This window comes from Megasphaera lornae (assembly GCF_000214495.1).
GTDB lineage: Bacteria > Bacillota > Negativicutes > Veillonellales > Megasphaeraceae > Megasphaera > Megasphaera lornae.
In genome coordinates, this window is record NZ_AFIJ01000009.1 from 1 (window position 1) to 19,624 (window position 19,624).

The 19,624-nt window shown below is 45.5% G+C and carries 13 protein-coding genes, 1 tRNA gene and 1 other annotated feature (1 of these 15 cut by a window edge); of the genes, 3 read left to right on the plus strand and 11 right to left on the minus strand.

What is annotated here, in order from left to right; all coding sequences use genetic code 11:
- Window positions 1–72: 72 nt before the first annotated feature.
- Both HMPREF1039_RS02090 and HMPREF1039_RS02095 read right to left on the minus strand, forming a co-directional pair.
- Window positions 73–1,635: a DEAD/DEAH box helicase gene (locus tag HMPREF1039_RS02090; RefSeq protein WP_007390742.1), complete on the minus strand. Its 1,563-nt coding sequence runs from the start codon at window positions 1,633–1,635 to the stop codon at window positions 73–75.
- A gap of 205 nt (window positions 1,636–1,840) precedes the next feature.
- A tRNA-Lys gene (locus HMPREF1039_RS02095) sits at window positions 1,841–1,916 on the minus strand.
- A 213-nt stretch (window positions 1,917–2,129) separates the two neighbouring features.
- Between HMPREF1039_RS02095 and HMPREF1039_RS02100 the strand changes: the two genes are divergently transcribed.
- The gene (locus HMPREF1039_RS02100) at window positions 2,130–6,896 is read left to right on the plus strand and encodes a TonB-dependent receptor plug domain-containing protein (protein WP_007390760.1); all 4,767 of its coding nucleotides are present in this window, start codon (window positions 2,130–2,132) and stop codon (window positions 6,894–6,896) included.
- A 90-nt stretch (window positions 6,897–6,986) separates the two neighbouring features.
- Here HMPREF1039_RS02100 and HMPREF1039_RS02105 read toward each other — a convergent pair whose 3' ends face one another.
- Genes HMPREF1039_RS02105 through HMPREF1039_RS02115 form a run of 3 tightly spaced genes read right to left on the minus strand, consistent with a single transcriptional unit; the run spans window position 6,987 to window position 8,739 of the window.
- A complete protein-coding gene (locus tag HMPREF1039_RS02105) occupies window positions 6,987–7,217 on the minus strand; it encodes a hypothetical protein (protein ID WP_007390750.1) in 231 nt (76 codons plus the stop codon).
- Window positions 7,201–7,941, minus strand: coding sequence for a metallophosphoesterase (locus tag HMPREF1039_RS02110; RefSeq protein ID WP_007390759.1), 741 nt, complete (start codon window positions 7,939–7,941; stop codon window positions 7,201–7,203). Before HMPREF1039_RS02110 ends, HMPREF1039_RS02105 begins: the two co-directional genes overlap by 17 nt.
- A gap of 12 nt (window positions 7,942–7,953) precedes the next feature.
- A complete protein-coding gene (locus tag HMPREF1039_RS02115) occupies window positions 7,954–8,739 on the minus strand; it encodes a DUF4931 domain-containing protein (protein WP_007390758.1) in 786 nt (261 codons plus the stop codon).
- 105 nt (window positions 8,740–8,844) lie between these two features.
- Between HMPREF1039_RS02115 and mutY the strand changes: the two genes are divergently transcribed.
- Together mutY and HMPREF1039_RS02125 are read left to right on the plus strand one after the other, a co-directional pair.
- Window positions 8,845–9,912, plus strand: coding sequence for an A/G-specific adenine glycosylase (mutY, locus tag HMPREF1039_RS02120; protein ID WP_007390755.1), 1,068 nt, complete (start codon window positions 8,845–8,847; stop codon window positions 9,910–9,912).
- 23 nt (window positions 9,913–9,935) lie between these two features.
- On the plus strand, window positions 9,936–11,144 hold the full coding sequence (locus HMPREF1039_RS02125; protein WP_235720024.1) for a metallophosphoesterase: 1,209 nt from the start codon (window positions 9,936–9,938) through the stop codon (window positions 11,142–11,144).
- Window positions 11,145–11,164: 20 nt separating this feature from the next.
- Here HMPREF1039_RS02125 and dprA read toward each other — a convergent pair whose 3' ends face one another.
- The 6 genes from dprA to HMPREF1039_RS02155 all read right to left on the minus strand — a co-directional run bounded on the left by dprA (window position 11,165) and on the right by HMPREF1039_RS02155 (window position 19,394).
- Entirely contained in the window at window positions 11,165–12,256 is a 1,092-nt protein-coding gene (gene dprA / locus HMPREF1039_RS02130; protein WP_007390744.1) for a DNA-processing protein DprA, read from the minus strand.
- Window positions 12,257–12,276: 20 nt separating this feature from the next.
- Window positions 12,277–13,794: a YifB family Mg chelatase-like AAA ATPase gene (locus HMPREF1039_RS02135; protein ID WP_007390751.1), complete on the minus strand. Its 1,518-nt coding sequence runs from the start codon at window positions 13,792–13,794 to the stop codon at window positions 12,277–12,279.
- 8 nt (window positions 13,795–13,802) lie between these two features.
- Window positions 13,803–14,171 (minus strand): YraN family protein, encoded by a 369-nt coding sequence (locus HMPREF1039_RS02140; RefSeq protein WP_007390747.1) that lies wholly within the window; start codon window positions 14,169–14,171, stop codon window positions 13,803–13,805.
- A gap of 169 nt (window positions 14,172–14,340) precedes the next feature.
- Window positions 14,341–16,623, minus strand: a complete 2,283-nt coding sequence (gene metE / locus HMPREF1039_RS02145) for a 5-methyltetrahydropteroyltriglutamate--homocysteine S-methyltransferase (RefSeq protein WP_007390754.1) — start codon at window positions 16,621–16,623, stop codon at window positions 14,341–14,343.
- A 110-nt stretch (window positions 16,624–16,733) separates the two neighbouring features.
- The gene (locus HMPREF1039_RS02150) at window positions 16,734–17,645 is read right to left on the minus strand and encodes a LysR family transcriptional regulator (RefSeq protein WP_007390756.1); all 912 of its coding nucleotides are present in this window, start codon (window positions 17,643–17,645) and stop codon (window positions 16,734–16,736) included.
- Window positions 17,646–17,672: 27 nt separating this feature from the next.
- Window positions 17,673–19,394: an Rqc2 family fibronectin-binding protein gene (locus HMPREF1039_RS02155; protein WP_007390743.1), complete on the minus strand. Its 1,722-nt coding sequence runs from the start codon at window positions 19,392–19,394 to the stop codon at window positions 17,673–17,675.
- A 202-nt stretch (window positions 19,395–19,596) separates the two neighbouring features.
- Window positions 19,597–19,624 (plus strand) — a binding site (T-box leader) (it continues 217 nt past the right edge of the window).

The following is a 19,624-nucleotide window of genomic DNA, read 5'->3' on the forward strand; positions in this document are numbered from 1 at the left end:
GAGTGCATTTTTTTATATGCTCAGGTTTTTTGGCAAGGCGTGTTGTTTTTTTATTTCACACAGGAAGGGAGGTTAATCTTTAAAATACGGTTTAAAAACAGAACGATTCGGCTCTTTCGTTTGGGTTCGTTCTTTACGGGCCGCTTTTCCGGCATCCTTGGATGTGCGAGTGCGCGGAGCAAAATGACGACGTTTTTCACTGTGTTCTTCCCGCGACGCATGGTTGCGGTCCCGTTCGGCATGTTCTTTGCGTTTACGACCCGGACGATGGGTGCCGCGATCGGTGCGACGATTGGCGCGACGTATGCGCAGCGGCGCTTCTTCGGTAATTTTTACCGGCGTCATATCCGGCTCTTTGGTGAGCAATTTAATAGCGGCGGACAAAAGCGTGATGGAGTCATAATGGGAAAGAAGTTCTTCCGCATTGCCGCGATATTGGCCGGAACGTTCATCTTCCGCCGTATTGATTAAACGACGAATTGCCGCCTGTTGCGCGCCTTCCAAGGCTTGTGCCAACGTAGGTGCCTTACGTCTGGTAATATGGCGTTTAATAAGGCGTTCAATGGCGCGCAAGTGTTCCATTTCGCGAGGAATGACAAAGGTGGTTGCTTCGCCGCTTTTACCGGCACGACCGGTACGTCCCACACGATGGACGTAGCTTTCCGGATCTTGCGGCAGGTCATAATTAAATACATGTGTTACGCCGCTAATATCCAAACCGCGGGCTGCCACATCCGTAGCGACTAAAATATCAATGGTTTTTTCGCGGAATTGGCGAATGACACTGTCGCGTTTGGCTTGCGTCAAATCGCCGTGAATCCCTTCCGAAGAATAGCCGCGTTTTTTCAAGGCTTCCGCCACTTCATCCACCCGTCGTTTGGTGCGTACAAAAATAATGGCTAAATCCGGTTCTTGCAGATCCAACAGACGACACAGAACATCAAACTTTTGTCGATCCGGCGTTTCAATATAGGATTGTTCAATTAAATCCATGGTTACTTCTTTTGCTTTCATGCGAATGATTTGCGGTTCATGTAAGAAAGTTTCCGCCAATTGTTGAATCGGTTTCGGCATGGTGGCGGAGAATAAAAGCGTTTGACGCGTGTCGGGAGTGGCACTCATGATGGTATTAATATCATCAATAAATCCCATATCCAACATTTCATCCGCTTCATCCAGGACAATCGTATGAATATCGCTCAAATCAATAGTACCGCGTTTCATATGATCCATCAGTCGTCCCGGTGTAGCCACAATAATTTGCGGGTGTTTGCGCAGCCGACGTAATTGCCGTTCCATATCTTGGCCGCCATAAATCGGCAGGGCCTGAATCGTCGTGCATTGCGCCAAGTGATTCAGTTCTTCGGCTACTTGCATAGCTAATTCGCGGGTAGGAGAGAGAACGACAGTTTGAATAGATTGGGTCGGTTCATTTTTTAATATTTTTTCTAAGACGGGAATCCCGAAAGCGGCTGTTTTTCCTGTCCCTGTTTGGGCCTGGCCGATCATATCGGCCCCCTGTAAGGCTACCGGAATAGATTCCGCCTGAATCGGAGTCGGTTCTTCAAAGCCCATGGCATTTAACGCTTGCAGAATGACTTCGCTGATTTTTAAGTTTTGAAATTTCTCTAACATAGAGACCTCCTTTTACATAACTCAACTATTATACCATTGTATATATAAAAAAGATAGGGACAGAAAGGTTTTTTATAATAGAGATACAGTCATACGGGGCGATACTGTCGGGAATCGGGAGCGCCCATAAGTACGCCGCTTTTCGCGCAGCCGTTCGGGACATAAAAAAACGCACGTATCTATAAAAGACACGTACGTTCCGTTTTGGTGGATCATCAGGGGGTCGAACCCTGGACACCCTGATTAAGAGTCAGGTGCTCTACCAACTGAGCTAATGATCCATAGAGTAGGCGGCTTGTTTGTAAGCACATGAAATATATTACACTATTTCATGTTACTTGGCAAGAACTTTTTTGATTTTTTTGAAAAAACGTATGTATAGGGATAAGAGAAAAATAAATGTCCGAATGGAGTATTTTATGTCTAAATGGAGTTGATTTTTAATTTCAATTAGACTATTTTTTAGTTGCATTATGGATAAGGAGGGGGTTTATTTGGATAGACAATTGCAAAATGCACGTAAAAAAGCTATTTGTTGTGCCGTATTGACTTGGTTGCTGGTGCCGGCGGTATATGCCGCAGGAGAAGCACCGGCGGTGACGAAGGATGTATGGGTAAAAGCGAATGCAGCACAGGAAGAAGCTAAGAATAATTCGCAATCTATTACGGTTATTACGGCTGCCGATATTGCTAAAAAGCAGGCAAAGTCGGTAGAAGATATTATTTTTGATGAAGTGGGCGTTGTTCGTACTGTTGATGCGATGGGGCGAGTCGGCGTATCTATTCGAGGTGCTGAACCGAGGCATACGCTTATTTTGGTTGACGGGGAACCGGTGATGGGGGATTTCGCCAAATTTTATGGTGCGGCTGATGAGTTGCAACGATTAGGAACGGAAAATGTGGCAAGAATTGAAATTATTCGTGGCGCCGCTACGGCTGAATATGGCGCGGATGCGATTGGCGGAGTAGTCAATATTGTTACGAAAAAGCCGATGAAATATGCCGGAATTTCGTATCATGCGGAAGGACGGAGACGTGCCGGAAACGACGAGCTGTTTCCGGATAATTCTATGTATTTGCGAGCCGATTCGGGAAAAGTAGGCAAAGTATCGTTTGCCATTTATGGAAATAAACGAGATGTACCGCCTATTTATGCGGCTTCCGGATTAAAGCATTCGGCGTCTGCCGATTTTTTTGACTATCATGGCATGGACGGTGTGAAGAATTCTCTGCGATATTATGGAACAACGATGGATAGCGGAATTCTGCTGAATTATGATGTGAATGCTCACAATAAGATGAACGTTGAAATAAAAAAATATTCTGAAAATATGGATAAATATTCCAAGCATTCCGACTCTCCGCTAGAACCTGTTCAACATTTTAAGCGTAGTGTAGAACGGAATAAATATCATTGGGATTGGCAGGGAAATGACGGGAAGAATCTGTCATGGAAAGCGTCCGTCACTTCTTCGCGGATGAAAGAAGCGGATGTTGTCTTGACCAGTGAATATGCGAATTCCGTTCAAGAAGGAAAAAATATATTAAATTATGTAGATAATGTGGACCATCGACAATCTTCGGCAAAAGTGTCTATTGAAAAACAAGTAAATGATAAACATCTTGTTTCTCTCCATGCCGGTTTTATTTATGAACAAGGTACAGGCAGTCGCTTGAAAAATGCACCGCATGTGTATGTTCGTAAAATTGATCCGTGGGAGTATGATAAGAGTTTAAAAATAGATGAAAAAACTAAACAGCCTGTTTCTACTATTCATAATTATAAATGGAAAATCGGTAAGAACGGTACGCTTGTATGGGATTATAATTATGAACAATATGGGTATGATGAAAAAAATCCGCATACTGTATTGCCTAAGTTTACCTATGAAGATTATTTGGAGTACAAGGACGATGACGGTGAAATTTATTTATCTAAAATTTATAATAATATGGAAGTTTCAAAAAAATTTGATAAATTTATTTCCCAATTAAAAAATGAACCTAAGAATAAAGGAAATGCAGTGGTACAAGGTGGAGACGGTTGGGATGGAACAGATGGACCGGAATATTATTATACTAAGCAACATGTATATTTTAACGGGAAAGCTTTCGGAGAAGAATTTAAAAATAGGATCAATAAGCAAATTGAAGGGGAAGCAAGTATACGAAAACAATATATTGTGTTGTCGGATATGTATCAAATGAATAAAAATACGATGATTACACCGATTGTGCGGTGGGATCATCATAGCATCTTCGGGGCGTATCTGACAGGGAATATAGGCGTTACCCATTATGTTAAAGGGAATGCGCATCGTCGTATTAAAATGAATGTCGGTACGGGATATACGGAGCCCGGATTAGGGGAGCTTTATTATAATTGGGAAATGTTCGGCAGCAGTCCGTTGGGATATGACTATAAAAAAGATAAAGACGGGAATCCTTTAGATGCGAACGGGAAGGTTATCAGTCGGCAAGATCCGGAGTTGGCCAAGAAGATTATTGGCGGCGGTAAGGCGCGATTGGGATGGTATTGGTTGGGCAATGCCAAGCTGAAACCGGAAAAATCGGTGAATGTATCGCTGGCGTTGGAAGGGGAAAATAATAATACGTATGCTAAAATGGGAGTGTTTTATAATCATATTCGCGATTATATGACGACGTATTTTACAGGCGGAGTGATGGATTTTTCTCCTTATATTAATGAAACCACGAAACGAGGGCAAGATAAATGGCTGGCCGCTCCTGATTTGATATATAGTTTTAAAAATATCGGTTGTGCGGATATTAGCGGTATGGAATTGGAATGGGGACATACTTTTGCTAATCATTGGCAGGTTAAATTGGGCTATACGTACCTTCATGCTGTCAATAAAAGCAATCCGGAATTGCCGAAACAAATTTTGGATAAACCTGTGCATAAGATGGATATCGGGGTGACGTATACCGATCATAAACATGGTTGGAGCAGTTCTCTTTGGGGAAATTATTATATTCATATGTTGGACAGCAATAGTTTGGCCGGTGGCGGTAATTATGTATTTTCCCGACCCGACCCTTTTCATCCCGATAAATCTATTATAGAATATGCTTTTCAAAATAATAAGGCGATTACTTATAAACAAAAAACATTCGGTTTGTGGCATTGGCTTTTACAAAAACGGTGGAACAAAGATGTATCGGCGTATATCGGTGTTGATAACGTATTTAATTATAGGGATGATGATCGCGCGTTGCCGGAACGGACCTATCGCTTGGGAATCAATTTAAAATGGGGCGATGCGCCGGTTTCCGCATCTTATAGTACGAAAGAATCTGTTCGCTCGGAAAAAGTCGCTTTCCGGAAGGAAAAGCGGCGGGTAGCGGAAAACGAACATCGAAAAACCGGCATAGATTTTTATGGGAAGTACACGATGCGGTATAATTGGCAGAGCGGATTGCCGCGAGTACAACCTACGGTAATGAAAAATAATATTGTTACGGATGCGGCGTCTGTATTATGCGGGGAAGGCAAGCAGATATGGGAACAGCAATTTTCCGTAGGAATGAAGGCGAAATGGAATAATCGCTTGTTTTTAACGGTAGTAGGCAGTGCAGGGGCAGACGGTAATCAGCGTACGGAGTCAACAAAAGGGTTGCAGCCGAGTCGGCTGGATACAGTCGATCTTACCGGCCATTCCGGTCGTTGGGATGTTTCGTTAGGGCGATTGCATGAACCGTTGGGAATTACCGGCTATTGGTTCGGAAAAACCTATGACGGAGTTCGCTTGGCGTACGCCGATAAGAAGACACGCATACATGTGGGCGGCGGTGATTTCAGCGCTTATACGGGGGTTGAACGTTCTCCTTATACCTGCTTAACTTATGGCGAGTTTTTACGAGTGCCTACGGCATCGGAATTTATCGGGTATAAAAGAGGTTATGCAGGGGTTTTCAATCCGGGAAGCGATTATGTTGTACCAAAAGAGCATATTGTACCTAATAGTACAAAGAATATTCAATTTGCACAACAATTAAAGCGTGCGAAAACTTTACAAGAAAAATATGCAATTATGCGTCGGTTAGTAAAGATCATGAAAACCGCATATGGACGTAATAATATGGAATATGATAAATTGAATTGTGCTCCTATAAACTTTTCTCATGATATACCGTATTGGTATAAAGATAAAGATGGAAACGAAAAGCACATAAATATGATATGGAATGCTGCTTGGGAAATTGCACGTGAACACATAGATTGGGATGATCCGCGGATATTGGAAGGCGATGGCTCTGCTTTCAGACTGCAGTTTTGGAATACTTATAAAGAGAAAATTATAGCACGAGCTGAACAAGATATGGACAAAAAAATTGTAGAAGACGGTGGCAAGGTGATTGGGTGGAAAAAACAAAATATAATAGGAGAATATGAGAATATAATAAAAAACACAAAATATACTAATAATTATTGGAATTTTTCTCCCGGAGTGAATATATTTAAAAATATATATTATAGTTTTCAAGATAAATTAGATCATGGTACGTATTTGCCGCGGCAGGCATTGGCAAAGGCTATTGGTCGTTGTATTAAGGATCAAGGAATAAATTTGCATATAGATCGTATTGCCCCTGTAAACAAAGCGGCCTTTGTACAGGTTACGCGCTCCCTTACTCCGGCTTTGGATGTGTCGGCATGGTATTTTCATTCTCTTCATGATAAAAATAAGGTCTACTATTCTCTTAACGGGACGAATAATGAGGCGACTGTTTTGGGAACGATGGCCAATGTTACGGCTATCGGCATGAAATATAGATGGGAAAATAATGCCGTTATTTCTGCAGAGTACGGGAGAAATAATACGCAGTTTGCCCGGTATCTCCATAGCAATATGCGGTATGAACATCCGTACGGCTCTTCTACTTTTACATATAAGGGAAAAGAATCGGGATCGGTACCGGCGTTTTGGATATTGCGGCTGGATATCGGTAAAGCCGATCCTAATATGCCGCATAGTTGGAATGCGTTCTTGGATTATAAGCATATGGAACATGGGGCATTTTTCGGCGGTAACGGTACGGAAGTTTTACCGGATACGTATTTAGATGGCGTCAAGAGCTTTACCATCGGCGGTTCATATGTTTCCCAAAGTCATATTTTGTGGCAAGGTTCATATACGTTTAATGCGCAGGGGACACAACCGCGATATACGTTAATGGGACCTGAAAACTTTAAATTAGGTGATTATGCAAGAATACAGGCTACGTATTTCTTTTAACAAATAGTAAAACGGCTCCTTACGATGGGGATACATCGTAAGAAGCCGTTTTTTTATTAATTTGAAATTTTTATCATATAATTTATGCGGTTAAAAAGACCGGTGTCCCAATCGGGGATGGGTGCAAGGTTTTAATGTGAGGTGTTCTACCAATTCGCCGGCTTTTTCCAAGGATATATCTTCTGTCTGTCGGGCGTGTTCAAATACGCACAGCGGTTCCCGGACGCCGACTTCTCCTCCCGGCAAGTAGATGTATTCTCCCGTTTCGGGATCGCCGAAAATAATGCCGGCAAGTAAGTGTTTTTTAGCAATCTGACTCATAGGGAACTCCTTTTTCATCCAATTTAATTTCTAAGAGTTTGCATTCCCGATAATCGGCGGATACGAGGTGCAACAGTGTATGGTTATAAATACGGGGGAATACGGTATGCGGCTGCAAGCCGTGGAGGTGTCCGAAAATACAAAGGGGAACATGGTATTTTTCCAGTAAATCCGTAAAGCCGCTCGGCTTGGTCAGGTCGTATACGGGAGGATAGTGGAGCAGTAAAATTGTGCAACGACAATGTAAGGCGACCGCTTCCTGCAGGGTTCGCTCTACGCGCAGTAATTCGCGGCGATAGGGTTTGGCATCGGTTTCTTCCCGATAGTGATTGTCGCCGGGGCAAATCCAGCCGTGTGTGCCGCAAACGGCAAATTGTCGGTCCGCCGTGTATACGGTTGTGCCGTAGAGATAGTGCATACGGTTTGCGGCATCCAGACGGTTTAATTTACCGGCACTTTCCCACCAATAGTCATGGTTGCCGCGAATGATTATTTTTTTTCCCGGTAAGGCGCGAATTTCATTTAAGTCTTCTTGCGCTTCGCGCAGGCGCATGGCCCAGGAAGTATCACCGGCGATTAAGACTGTGTCTTCTTCGCCGACTCTTTTTTTCCAGTCTTCCTGAATACGTTGCCAGTGGTTTTTCCACCGCGTACCGAATATTTCCATCGGTTTTTTTGGCGGATGACCGGATAGATGTAAATCTCCAATTGCAAATAAACGCATGGCATATCCTTTCTATGTAAGGACAGCTTGCCTGAGGTGTTGTACGAAAGGTTCGGCTGCCTCTTCCGTGGCAATTTGCGGAACCATGTAGCCTACAAAGAGCGGGTTCGTTAAAAAGCGCGGAACCATTTTTATATATATATTTGTGTCGTCCGGAAAATCATAGTAGAAGATATTGTAGCTGTGACTGAGGTCGCCGAAACGACGCAGTAAAAAGCGTGCTGTCTTCTGCATGTAGCGGACAAGACAGGCTAAGGCGCCGAGATCTTTGAGAATGAAATTGATTTCATAAAATCCGATAATGGGGCGTAAGGAGAGATTCAGTTCCACCGTGTTTTCCAAGAGGATAGGCGTGCCGACAAAATGGTAGTGTTTAATGTCTTCATGGTAATCATAATGTTTCAAGCCGACAATTTGCGTATGCGGATGATGGATGCTGCCGCCCGCCATGTATCCGTAGTTGCGATAAAACAGCACGGAAGCAAATTCATGCATGGCTTTTACTTGGTGCCATTTTTCCAGACAAAATTCCACTAAGCGCAAGGCATAGGACGGCGTATAGGTGGAAAAGTCGCCGTTACAGTCGTCGCTTTCGATGACCAGGGTCTGCCAAGAGTCTTTTAATACGGGATAGGCATTTTCCAGCCAAATCATAGTTCCTCTTTTTTCGAGAATGTTTTTTAGGTGCGTCACATCGCAAAAGGGGCAATAAGTTGCTTTACGGTGTACCGTATCGGGTTTTGTTTTTCCGACGTCCATATTGTATTTGAGCAAATGGTTTAAGGGATTTTGTGCCATAGCAGATGCTCCTTCTTTTTATATGTCTTATTGTAGCATACGTACTGCCTTTTTTGAACTGAATGCGGTATAATTAATAGAAACGATTTTAAGGTGGCAAGTAAAATGGTAATAGAAACTATAAACGAGCGGCAATGGAGTCCGCGGTTGTTGGCTTGGTTTGCGCAACATCGTCGGGACTTGCCGTGGCGAACCGAGCCTCGTGATCCGTATCATGTATGGGTGGCGGAGATTATGTTGCAGCAGACGAAGGTGGAAGCGGTACGACCTTATTATGAAAATTGGCTGCACGTATTTCCCACTATGGAAGCCTTGGCGGCGGCCGAACCGGATGAAGTATTGCGGCAGTGGCAAGGGTTGGGATATTATTCGCGGGCACGTAATTTACATGCGGCGGTGCGGGAGGTAATGACTAAATATGGCGGTACGGTGCCGCAAACCGCAAAAGAAATTCGGACGTTAAAGGGGATAGGCGAATATACGGCCGGGGCCATTTTAAGTATCGCTTACGGACAGGATGAAACGGCGGTGGACGGGAATGTGTTGCGAATTTTTGCGCGAGTATACGGGATTGCACGAAATATTTTGAGCAGTCGTGTAAAAAAAGAAATTACGCAATTAGTGGCGGCTCAATTACCGACGGGAAAAGCCGGCATGTTTAATGAAGCGTTAATGGACTTCGGAGCTATGGTATGTATTCCTAAAACGCCGCATTGCGAGGTTTGTCCGCTTATGACGATGTGTCGGGCATACTGCGCGGGAAGAGAAAAGGAGTTGCCCATACGGGTAACGCGCAAAAAAGTGCCTGTTGAAAACCGGACGGTGGTTATGATCCGAAAACAGGGAGCGTGGCTCATTCATCGCCGACCGCCTACCGGTTTGTTGGCTTCTATGTGGGAATTTCCCAATGTCCCGGGAAAGGGACCTGACGGACGGGAAGCGGTGCGACAATTATTGGCGCAAGTCGGGGGACAGGTGGCGATAGAGTCGCATCCGTTAGCGACCCGGGAACATGTATTTTCTCATAAAAAGTGGCGGTTGACGATTTATGCCGGTACGTGGTGCGGCGGAACGTTGCTTTCCGGAAAGGAGTGGCAGTGGTTACCGATCCGGGCGTATACTACGGTTCCGTGGGCGGGACCGCATGGTAAGCTTACTGCGTTGGAAGCATGAAGGGGAGTTTTTTTGTTGTTTTTATGATTTCCTTGTCTATAGGAGCCGTGTTGACGGCATTTATTTTAGAAAAAATCGGACATGTCCGTAAGCTTTATTCCGGCAAGGCGATCGTGTTTTTATGGGCTTTTGCCACGTCGGTTTTTCTTTGGTATGCAGTGGCTTTTCCGTATATCGCGTTGCATTCTTTTACCGGGGATACGCAATTGGTAGGTATCGTATCCTTATCGGTGGTGTTGGGGTTGTTCCTGGCGGCGCCGCCGGTAGGGGTTTTAGGCATGGTATTTTTTTTCCGTGCGTGGAGAAAGCCGAAAGGGGAGAAAATCGGGGATGTTGCAGGGGTGTCCCGACGAGAATTTGTTACCCGTGCGGCCTTTGCCGTACCGATTGTTACTATGGGGGCGGCCGCTTTTTGTAATGTACAGGGAAGTCGCCATTTGGCGTTGACCCGGCATACGTTATATTTTCCCGATTTACCGGATTATTTGAACGGGTACAGGATTGCGCAAATTTCCGATCCTCATATGGGATTATTTTTTCGCCCGCAGCAATTAGGGGAAGCTATGGAATTGGCGGCGTATGCCGGGGCGGATCGGTTGGAAATTACAGGTGATTTAATTGATGAGTTATCCTTGCTGCGCCCGTGTCGGGATATATTACAAGAAAAGGGAAAACTTTTTCGGGACGGCATGGATTTTTGTTACGGTAATCATGAGTATTATCGCAATGTAGAAAAAATTACGGCGATGTTGCGAACTACGGGTATACGTATTTTAAAGAATACGTCCTATTGTGTGTCGGCAGGCGGAGGCGTCGGTTTGCACGACCGTGGCGGCAACGATCCGCGATCGTTTTATATAGGCGCTGTAGATTTCAGTTTTGCCAAGGGGAAGAGGTTTGCTGCAGAGCGACGGCAATTCATGGAACGGACGTTGCAGTCTGTGCGGCAGGAGGCATTTTTTATTTTGTTGGCGCATCATCCGGCGTTTATTCGGGAAGCGTTTGCGGCACAGATTCCGCTGACTTTATGCGGGCATACGCACGGCGGACAGATCGCTCCTTTGGCACCGATGATTCGCGCCGGTATTTTTCCTTATTTGCGCGGGTTGTATAGTAATCATACTTCGTATGCCTATGTTAATCGCGGTACCGGCGATTGGTTGCCTGTGCGCATTCTTTGTTCCCGGGAAGTGAGTGTATTTGAATTGCGGAAAGGAAAGCGACCTTCTTAATATACGAAAAGCCGGCACGATTAGGTGCCGGCTTTTCGTATATATTGGGTACCGTTCCAAGTTTCAATGAGCTGATGGAGTTGCAGTTGGAGCAATAAGGCAGTTAAGCGGGTAACGGGCAGTCCTGTTTTTACCAGCAGGTCTTCGGAAGAAACGGGAGTTTCGTAGGAGATGGCGTGCAGTAAGGTTTCTTCTTCTAAAGAGAGGGTGAAAGGGCGGGTCGGCGCTGCGACGGGGGCTGTGCGATGGTATTCTTCCAGTAAATCTTCGGCACAGGTCAAGGGAATGGCCCCGTTTCGCAATAAGGCATTGCTGCCGCGGCTCATTTGTGAATAAATGCTGCCGGGAACAGTAAATACGTCCCGTCCTTCTTCCAAGGCGAAATCGGCGGTAATTAATGACCCGCTTCGTGCCGCCGCTTCGACTACGACGGTACCGTGTGACAAGCCCGCGAGAAGACGGTTGCGGGCGGGAAAGTTGGGGGCTTGCGGCGGTACACCGAAGGGATATTCACTGATGATACCGCCGCCGTTGGCCGCAATTTCTTCAAACAGTTTTTTATTTTCCCGCGGGTAGGTTATATCCAAGCCGCTGGCCACGACAACAAAGGTTTTTCCTTTTCCCGACAGGGCGCCGCGATGGGCGCGGGTGTCAATTCCGCGGGCACCGCCGCTAATAATGACGATGCCGTTTTGGGCCCAGGTTCGACAGAGCGTCTGCGCAATATTTCCTCCGTAGGGGGTGGCTTTACGGGCCCCGACAACGGCGATACTGAGGGTATGCGGCGGCGGTAAGACGCCCTGATAATACAGAATATATGGCGGCGAAGCGGTGGCTTTTAACAAGTCGGGATAGGCGGGATCGTGAATGGAAAGGAGGCGGGTGTTATAGGTTTTTAATTTTTTTAACAGGTCTTCCGCAGACCATTGTTGCCGATGTTTTTGTAAGTTTTCTATTACGGAGGCCGGCAGTTTGCAAGTGCGTAATGCGGCGACGGGGGCTTGCCAAACGGCCTGTGCAGTAGGGAACGTATGCAATAGGGTGCGTAAGCGATGAATGCCCAAGCCGGGGACACTTTGGAGTGCCGCCAAGTATAAGAGTTCAGGTTCCATGGGGAAACAGTTCCTTTCTTTTAGGTTTTGGGGAGAGTATTACGGTAACTTACCGCTTCGGCAAGGTGTTCGGCGGTAATTGTATCGGCCTGCGCCAAATCGGCAATGGTACGGCTTACTTTGATGATGCGGTCAAAACTGCGGGCACTGAGTTTCAGGGTTTCAAATATTTGTTCCAATAATTCCTGTCCGGCCGGTTCGATGGGGCAGGTTTCTTTTATTTCACGATGTCCCATGTGCGCATTGCAGTACAGCTGATAAGGTGCCAGTCGGCGGCATTGGCGCCGGCGTGCGGCTAATACGCGGCGGCGAATTGTCAGGGAAGATTCTTGTGGCAATGTAGCGGTCAGTTCCGCATATTTCGGCCGTTCGACAGGAACGTGCAAGTCAATTCTGTCCAAGAGGGGACCGGAAATTTTTCGCACATAGCGACGAATTTCTCCGGCGGTGCAGGAGCAGGCATGATCCGCATCGTGTAAATAGCCGCACGGGCAGGGATTCATGGCGGCAATCAGGATAAACCGGGCCGGATATGATAAGGCGGCTTGCACACGCGAAAGGTGTACCCGTCCGTCTTCCAACGGTTGGCGCAATACTTCCAGGACGGCGCGGGGAAATTCCGGTAATTCGTCGAGAAATAAGACGCCGTTATGACTGAGGGTCACTTCTCCCGGTTTGGGAATGCTGCCGCCGCCAATCAGTCCGGCCATGGAGATGGTGTGATGGGGGCTGCGAAAAGGTCGTTCGGTCAGCATGTGCGCATCGTGAAATAAGCCGGATACACTATAAATTTTCGTTACTTCCATGGATTCTTGTAAATTCATCGGCGGCAGGATGGTGGGAATGCGCTTTGCCAACATGGTCTTTCCGGCGCCGGGCGATCCTACCATGAGTACATTGTGACCGCCGGCGGCGGCAATTTCCAAGGCGCGTTTTGCCATATATTGTCCCTGTACCTCTGAAAAATCCACTTTGTACTCGGGTTCTCCCGCTTCTTTAGCGGTGAGCTCCGCGGCCGCTAAGGGCGTACGGCGGCAAAGGTGTTCGTATACTTCCGTTAAGGTATGTGCCGGATAGACGGTCATGTCCGGACAAAGCGCGCCTTCCGCTTCGTTTTCGGAGCTGAGGAATACGGTTGTAAATCCTTGCGCACGTCCTTGCAGCAGCATGGGTAAAATTCCTGTTACCGGACGGATTTTGCCGTCTAAGGCCAATTCGCCGATAAACAGTGTGCGGTTGGCGGCTGCGGGAGGCAGTTGACCGCCGGCAACCAAAATCCCCAGGCCGATAGCCATATCCAGACCGGCACTGTCTTTTTTTAAATCGGCAGGAGCCAAATTAATGGTGATGCGACGCATAGGAAATTCATAGCCGCTGTTTTTTAAGGCCGAACGTACGCGTTCTTTGGATTCTTTTACGGCGGTTGTTGCCAGCCCGACAATTTCAAAGGAAGGTAAGCCGTTACCGATATCGGTTTCGACTGTAATAATATTACCTTGCAGACCTAAAATGGTGGAACCGTAAATACGTGCAAACATAATACCTCCTAAGATGACGGTAAAAACGCATGAATAATATGATGGACTTGGCGGGGCGGCGAGATGCGGGGAAAGATTTCAATGACATCGAACCGACAGGGCATATCGGTTATATTATGGGCGGATAAATACATTTCGGCAGTACGGATAATTTGTTTTTGTTTATGCGGAGAAACGGCTTCGGCCGGGTGTCCGCATTGTAGGGAATTGCGCGTTTTTACTTCAATAAAGACCAACGTGCGGTTATGTGCGGCAATAATATCAATTTCTCCCGTGCGCAAGCGGTAATTGCGACATAATACGGTGTAGCCGCGTTGTTTTTTCAGGTAGGCAAGGGCTATATCTTCGCCTATATTGCCAAGAATTTTTGTGTTCATATACACTCCTTTCTTAGGATAACTATAGCAAATGGAGATGAAATTTAATTAAATTTCGGAAAAATAAAGATGAAAAAAATATAAATATCAGGTTTGTCAGGCGTGTCGTAAGCAATAAAATACAGCCTCGAAAGGAGACCTTTCGAGGCTGTATCGAGAGAAATATATTTTATTTTTCGGCGTCTTGTTCCCGACGAATTTCACGGGCCGCCTGCACCATGTTTTTCAAGCTGGCGGAAGTTTCTGCAAGACCGCGTGTTTTTAAGCCGCAATCCGGATTAATCCAGAGTTTTTCTGCCGGAATTTTGGCCAACATTTTATGTACGGCCGTTTTAATTTCTTCTACTGAAGGAACGCGCGGAGAGTGAATGTCGTACACGCCCGGCCCGACGGCGGTTTGGAATTTGTTTTCCAAAAGAGAATCTAAAATTTGTAAATCCGAACGGGAGGCTTCAAAGGTAATAACATCGGCATCCATTTGATCAATCGCGTGAATAATATCGGTAAATTCGCTATAGCACATGTGCGTATGAATTTGAGTTTCCGGCCGTACGCCGCTATGTACGAGACGGAAAGCGGGAATAGCCCAGTCCAAGTATTCGCGGAACCAATCACTTTTCCGTAACGGTAATTTTTCCCGCAAGGCGGCTTCGTCAATTTGAATAATGCGAATGCCGTTTTTTTCTAAATCCAAGACTTCATCACGAATGGCCAGGGCTATTTGATAGGTACTTTCTTTGAGGGAAATATCTTCGCGCGGGAACGACCAGTTTAAAATTGTCACCGGTCCGGTTAACATTCCTTTTAACGGGTGCTCGGTCAAACTTTGCGCATAGGTGGACCAGGGAACCGTAATGGCTTGCCGGCGGCTGACGTCGCCCCAAATAATGGGCGGTTTTACACAACGTGTACCGTACGATTGTACCCAGGCTTTTTCTGTAAATAAGAAGCCTTTTAAATGTTCGCCGAAATATTCTACCATATCGTTACGTTCAAATTCGCCGTGTACGAGTACATCCAAGCCCAGTTCTTCTTGCAGGCGGAGGCAGTCGGCGATTTTTTTGCGGTTAAAGTCAATATATTCCCGCTCCGTCCATTCTCCTTTGCGACGTGCCGTACGAGCGGCTTTTACATCCGCGGTTTGCGGGAAAGAGCCGATGGTGGTCGTCGGGAAAAGAGGCAGGCGGAAAGCTTTCTTTTGGCAGGCCGCCCGTTCGGCAAAAGCCGGCTGACGGGTAAAATCGCTGTCCCGAATGGTGGAGAGTCGCTGACGGACCGCTTCATTTACGCAATCATGACGGTTGGTAAACAGTGCCGCATTGGCAATATAAGCAGGTTCTTTTGTGGGATCCGATAAGGCGGATAAGGATTTTAATTCTGCCAATTCCGTTAATTTTTCTTCTGCAAATGCGAAGTGCGCCTTATAAGAATCGTCCAACTTGGTTTCATGCTGCAAGGTGTAAGGAACATGCAACAGCGAGCAAGAAGTATTTAAGACGACCGGAATGCCTGCGGCTTGTAATTTTTGCAATATTTCCAAGGTTTTCGGATAATGATTGCGCCAAATGTTTTTTCCGTTCAGCAAGCCTGCAAACAGTACTTTATCTTTCGGAAAGGCACAAGAAAATACGGTATGTTGCGTTTCCTTGCCTTCTATAAAATCTACTCCTATGCCGTCGAAGGGCAGCTGTAATAGGTCTTTATAACAATCCCGGATATCGCCGAAATAGGTTTGCAGCAATAATTTTCCGGTAGATTTTGCCGCAAAAATAGGCGCGTATACGTTTTTTAACAGTTGCAGATCGTCGCCGGTTATATCATGGACTAAGTAAGGTTCGTCCAATTGGATCCAAGTTGCGCCGAGACTTTGTAATTTTTGTACGGCGGCGGCATAGGCAGCTCCTAAGGAAGGCGCTATGGCGGCGGCATTTTTTCGGCCTTTGTAGCGGAGAAGTTTTAAAAAGGTGAAAGGACCGATCAATACGGGTTTGGTTTGAATGCCCAATGCGGCCGCTTCCTGATATTCGGTAAACGGTTTGGTGCCGGTAAGGGAAATTTCCGTGTCATCTTCCACTTCCGGTACGATATAGTGATAGTTGGTATTGAACCATTTTTTCATAGCCAGGGCTTTTACATCGCCTTTTTCTCCCTGATAGCCGCGAGCCATGGCAAAATACGTATCTAAAGCGGTAAAGCCGGCTTTTTTATATTCTTTGGGAATACAATTAAAGAGGACGGCCGTATCCAACATTAAATCATAAAAGGAAAAGTCGTTGGACGGAATAAAATCGAGGCCGGAGGCTTTTTGTAATTGCCATTGGCGACGACGGATTTCCCGCCCTGTTTCTTGTAATTGTGTTTCTGAAATTTCTTGCTTAAAAAATTTTTCTGTAGCAAATTTTAATTCCCGTAAGGTGCCGACACGGGGATAGCCGATAATAGATGTTTGCATTCGTTATATCCTCCTCTTGGTGGTCATCATAATTACATATCAGTTGGAGTATAGCATAGGAACGGGATATAGAATAATATTGCTTTTATATGACTTGACATAGCAAATAACTATTTCCGACAACCTGCGATATACAGCTTCAAGTGTTCGATATAGCGCATACTGATTGTATTCAACGGTCGATCGTGAGGCGCAATATAGCCGATTTCCATTATTTCTTCACTTTTTAGGGGGACGGCAATAATATCGTTTCCGTTTAAATCGCGGCTTAAAATACCGGAAGAAATAGTATAGCCGCCTAAGCCGATGAGCAGATTAAATAAGGTGGCGCGATCGGTGACGACAATGCTTTTCGGACTTTCTTCCACACTGTGCGGTTCTTCTGAAAAATAAAAGGAGTTATTCAACCCTTGTTCGTAGGTCAACCGGGGATAGGGTTGTAAATCTTTTAAGGTAACCGTGTCTTTTTTCGCCAGCGGATTATGTCGACTGATAAATACGTGCGGTTTGGCGGTAAAGAGGGACGTAAACGTTAAACCGGCGTGATCCAGTGTACGACATAGAATTTGCCGGTTAAATTTGCTTAAAAAAAGAACGCCCAATTCACTGCGTCCTTTTTGTACATCTTCAATAATATCGTATGTACGTGATTCACGTAAGGTGAATTCATATTTGTTTTTGTCATATTCTTTCACGAGAGATACAAAGGCATTGACGACAAAGGCGTAGTGTTGTGCGGAAATTGCAAATACGCGACGGCTTACTTCTTTTTTGGTGTATTGTTGTTCCAATAAATCGGCTTGTTCGATGACTTGACGGGCATAGGAAAGAAATTTGGACCCTTCATCGGACACAAAGACGCCGCGGTTGTTGCGATAAAAAATGGTAATGCCCATTTCCGCTTCTAAATCGGTGACCGCTTTGGATACACTCGGTTGCGCCACCAGGAGTTGTTTGGCGGCGGACGTAATGGAGCCGCATTCGGCAATCGCAATAATATAGCGTAGTTGTTGTAATGTCATAATGATCCTTTCTGTAAGAGATACTGATTACTTATCATCGGTGGCGGGCGCTTGCGGAGAAACCCGATAGGTTTGTTGATGTGTAAAGAGGACAAATCCCGGTGCCGCATGAGGCGGTTTTTTGACGTGTTTTATAAGGGCGGCATCGACTTCCACTTTAGCGGCATTGCGACCTTTACTATAGTAGGCGGCGATTTGTGCCGTCCGTTCTATTTGCCGGGGCGTGGGCGTCTGACCGTGACAGGCTAAAACAACATGGGATCCCGGCAAGTTTTTAGCGTGGAACCACAGGTCATAGGGGTGGGCTTTTTTTCCGGTGAGAAAATCGTTTTGGCGGTTATTGTGTCCGATGTATACCTGCATTCCGTCTACAGTAACGCTTTGAATTTGGCGGCAACTTTCTTTTTTTGACCGCTCTTTACGGCCGGAAGAAAGCAGTCGGGTTTGCCGCATTTCCGCTTTTACTTCTTCTATTTCTTCTTTGTCGGTAACGGTTTCCAGGGCGTATTCCAAGGAATACAAATAATGTAAAAATGTTTCGTTTTCTTGATAAAGCGATTGAGACATTTCTTTGCGGCGCCGCAGTTTGGTATATTTTTTATAGTAGCGGTTGGCGTTGTCGGTTAGGGAATAGGCCGGATGCAGGGGAATAGAAAGCGGTTCTTGCGTCTCGCTTAATAAATCGGGAACCGTAATTTGTGTTTCGTGATGCCATGGAAGATAAGCGTGTATCATTAATAAATCGCCGTATAATTTGTAGAGATCCATTTTTTCGGTTTCTTTAATTTCCGCCGTCATGCGACGAATTTTTTTCTTTTGTTTTTCAATTCGTTTACCGACCTGTTTTTTCAGTTCTTCCTGCTCGCCGTTTAAGCTTCCCTGTTGCTGTTGATACGTATTCAAATAGGTTTGGATATCAGTCAGATGACGGTGCGGCAGATTTTGTAAACTGTCTAAAGCCAAGGGGAAGAGAATGTCTTTTTTTTCTCGGGTATACACATAGATGCCGGTAATATTCGTCAGTTCCTGTCCGAAGCGCTCTACAGCCCGACACCAGGCGAAGCGTTCGCTGTCTGAAAGGGTGTCGACCGAACGGGTGTAGTCGATGCCGGTGCGATACGATAATTCACGTAAGACAACGGTACTGATGCCGTTGAACCGTTGTAACATCCATTTTCCCAATTCTTCCTCTTCTCCGGGAGTCATGAATGCCGACAATTCTTCCGCACAGAAGGCGAAGGGATCCATGCGCATGAAGTTGGGCGGAAAGCCGTAGGGTTCTTTGGGAGCAATCGTGCGCAGTGCCGTTTTATGATGGCCCGTTTTAATGAGGGCTTCTAAAATGATACCGTCTTCCGTGAAAATGACATTACTATATTTACCCATCAGTTCTACATGAATTTTGCGGGTAACTAAAGTGCCGGATACATTCAGAATATCTACATCTATTTCCAGCAGACGATCTAAATGCAGCTGCCGTAAGGACGAAATGCGTCCGTTTTCATAGTATTTGCGTAAAAACATGCAAAGGGCGGAAGGCGTATCCGGCATAGGCGGCATTTTTTCCGCGATGTAGATGCGCGGAGATTCGTCCAAGGTTATAATGACGTGATGTAACCCGGTGGCGCTGAAAATACGAAAATACAAGGTTCGTGCCCGAGGTTGATAAATTTTGGTAATTTGGCCGCCGGTCAATTCTTTTTGCAGTTCTTTGGTAATACATTGTAAAGTAATTCCATCTATATTCATAATAACTCCTGCCTGAACAATCATTTTATATGGGTTATGTGTATCATATCATGAAATATAGGGAATGAGTAGGGAACGGGAGAAAAGATACACCGTGTAAAAATAAGTTAAAGGTTTAACCGAGAAAATGTGTAAAATTTATAAATAAAAACGTTGCAAACAAAAATTTATTGTGTTAAGATAGGCTACAACAAATCAAAAGAAAAATGCGTTGAAGAGAAGCAGTAGGT

What these genes read in the sequence shown, in the direction of transcription:
- HMPREF1039_RS02155 (WP_007390743.1), bottom strand. Translation starts at nt 19,394, where the DNA reads ATGAATATAGATGGAATTACTTTACAATGTATTACCAAAGAACTGCAA.
- HMPREF1039_RS02110 (WP_007390759.1), bottom strand. Translation starts at nt 7,941, where the DNA reads ATGCGTTTATTTGCAATTGGAGATTTACATCTATCCGGTCATCCGCCA.
- HMPREF1039_RS02105 (WP_007390750.1), bottom strand. Translation starts at nt 7,217, where the DNA reads ATGAGTCAGATTGCTAAAAAACACTTACTTGCCGGCATTATTTTCGGC.
- mutY (WP_007390755.1), top strand. Translation starts at nt 8,845, where the DNA reads ATGGTAATAGAAACTATAAACGAGCGGCAATGGAGTCCGCGGTTGTTG.
- HMPREF1039_RS02135 (WP_007390751.1), bottom strand. Translation starts at nt 13,794, where the DNA reads ATGTTTGCACGTATTTACGGTTCCACCATTTTAGGTCTGCAAGGTAAT.
- metE (WP_007390754.1), bottom strand. Translation starts at nt 16,623, where the DNA reads ATGCAAACATCTATTATCGGCTATCCCCGTGTCGGCACCTTACGGGAA.
- HMPREF1039_RS02115 (WP_007390758.1), bottom strand. Translation starts at nt 8,739, where the DNA reads ATGGCACAAAATCCCTTAAACCATTTGCTCAAATACAATATGGACGTC.
- HMPREF1039_RS02150 (WP_007390756.1), bottom strand. Translation starts at nt 17,645, where the DNA reads ATGACATTACAACAACTACGCTATATTATTGCGATTGCCGAATGCGGC.
- HMPREF1039_RS02090 (WP_007390742.1), bottom strand. Translation starts at nt 1,635, where the DNA reads ATGTTAGAGAAATTTCAAAACTTAAAAATCAGCGAAGTCATTCTGCAA.
- dprA (WP_007390744.1), bottom strand. Translation starts at nt 12,256, where the DNA reads ATGGAACCTGAACTCTTATACTTGGCGGCACTCCAAAGTGTCCCCGGC.
- HMPREF1039_RS02125 (WP_235720024.1), top strand. Translation starts at nt 9,936, where the DNA reads ATGATTTCCTTGTCTATAGGAGCCGTGTTGACGGCATTTATTTTAGAA.
- HMPREF1039_RS02140 (WP_007390747.1), bottom strand. Translation starts at nt 14,171, where the DNA reads ATGAACACAAAAATTCTTGGCAATATAGGCGAAGATATAGCCCTTGCC.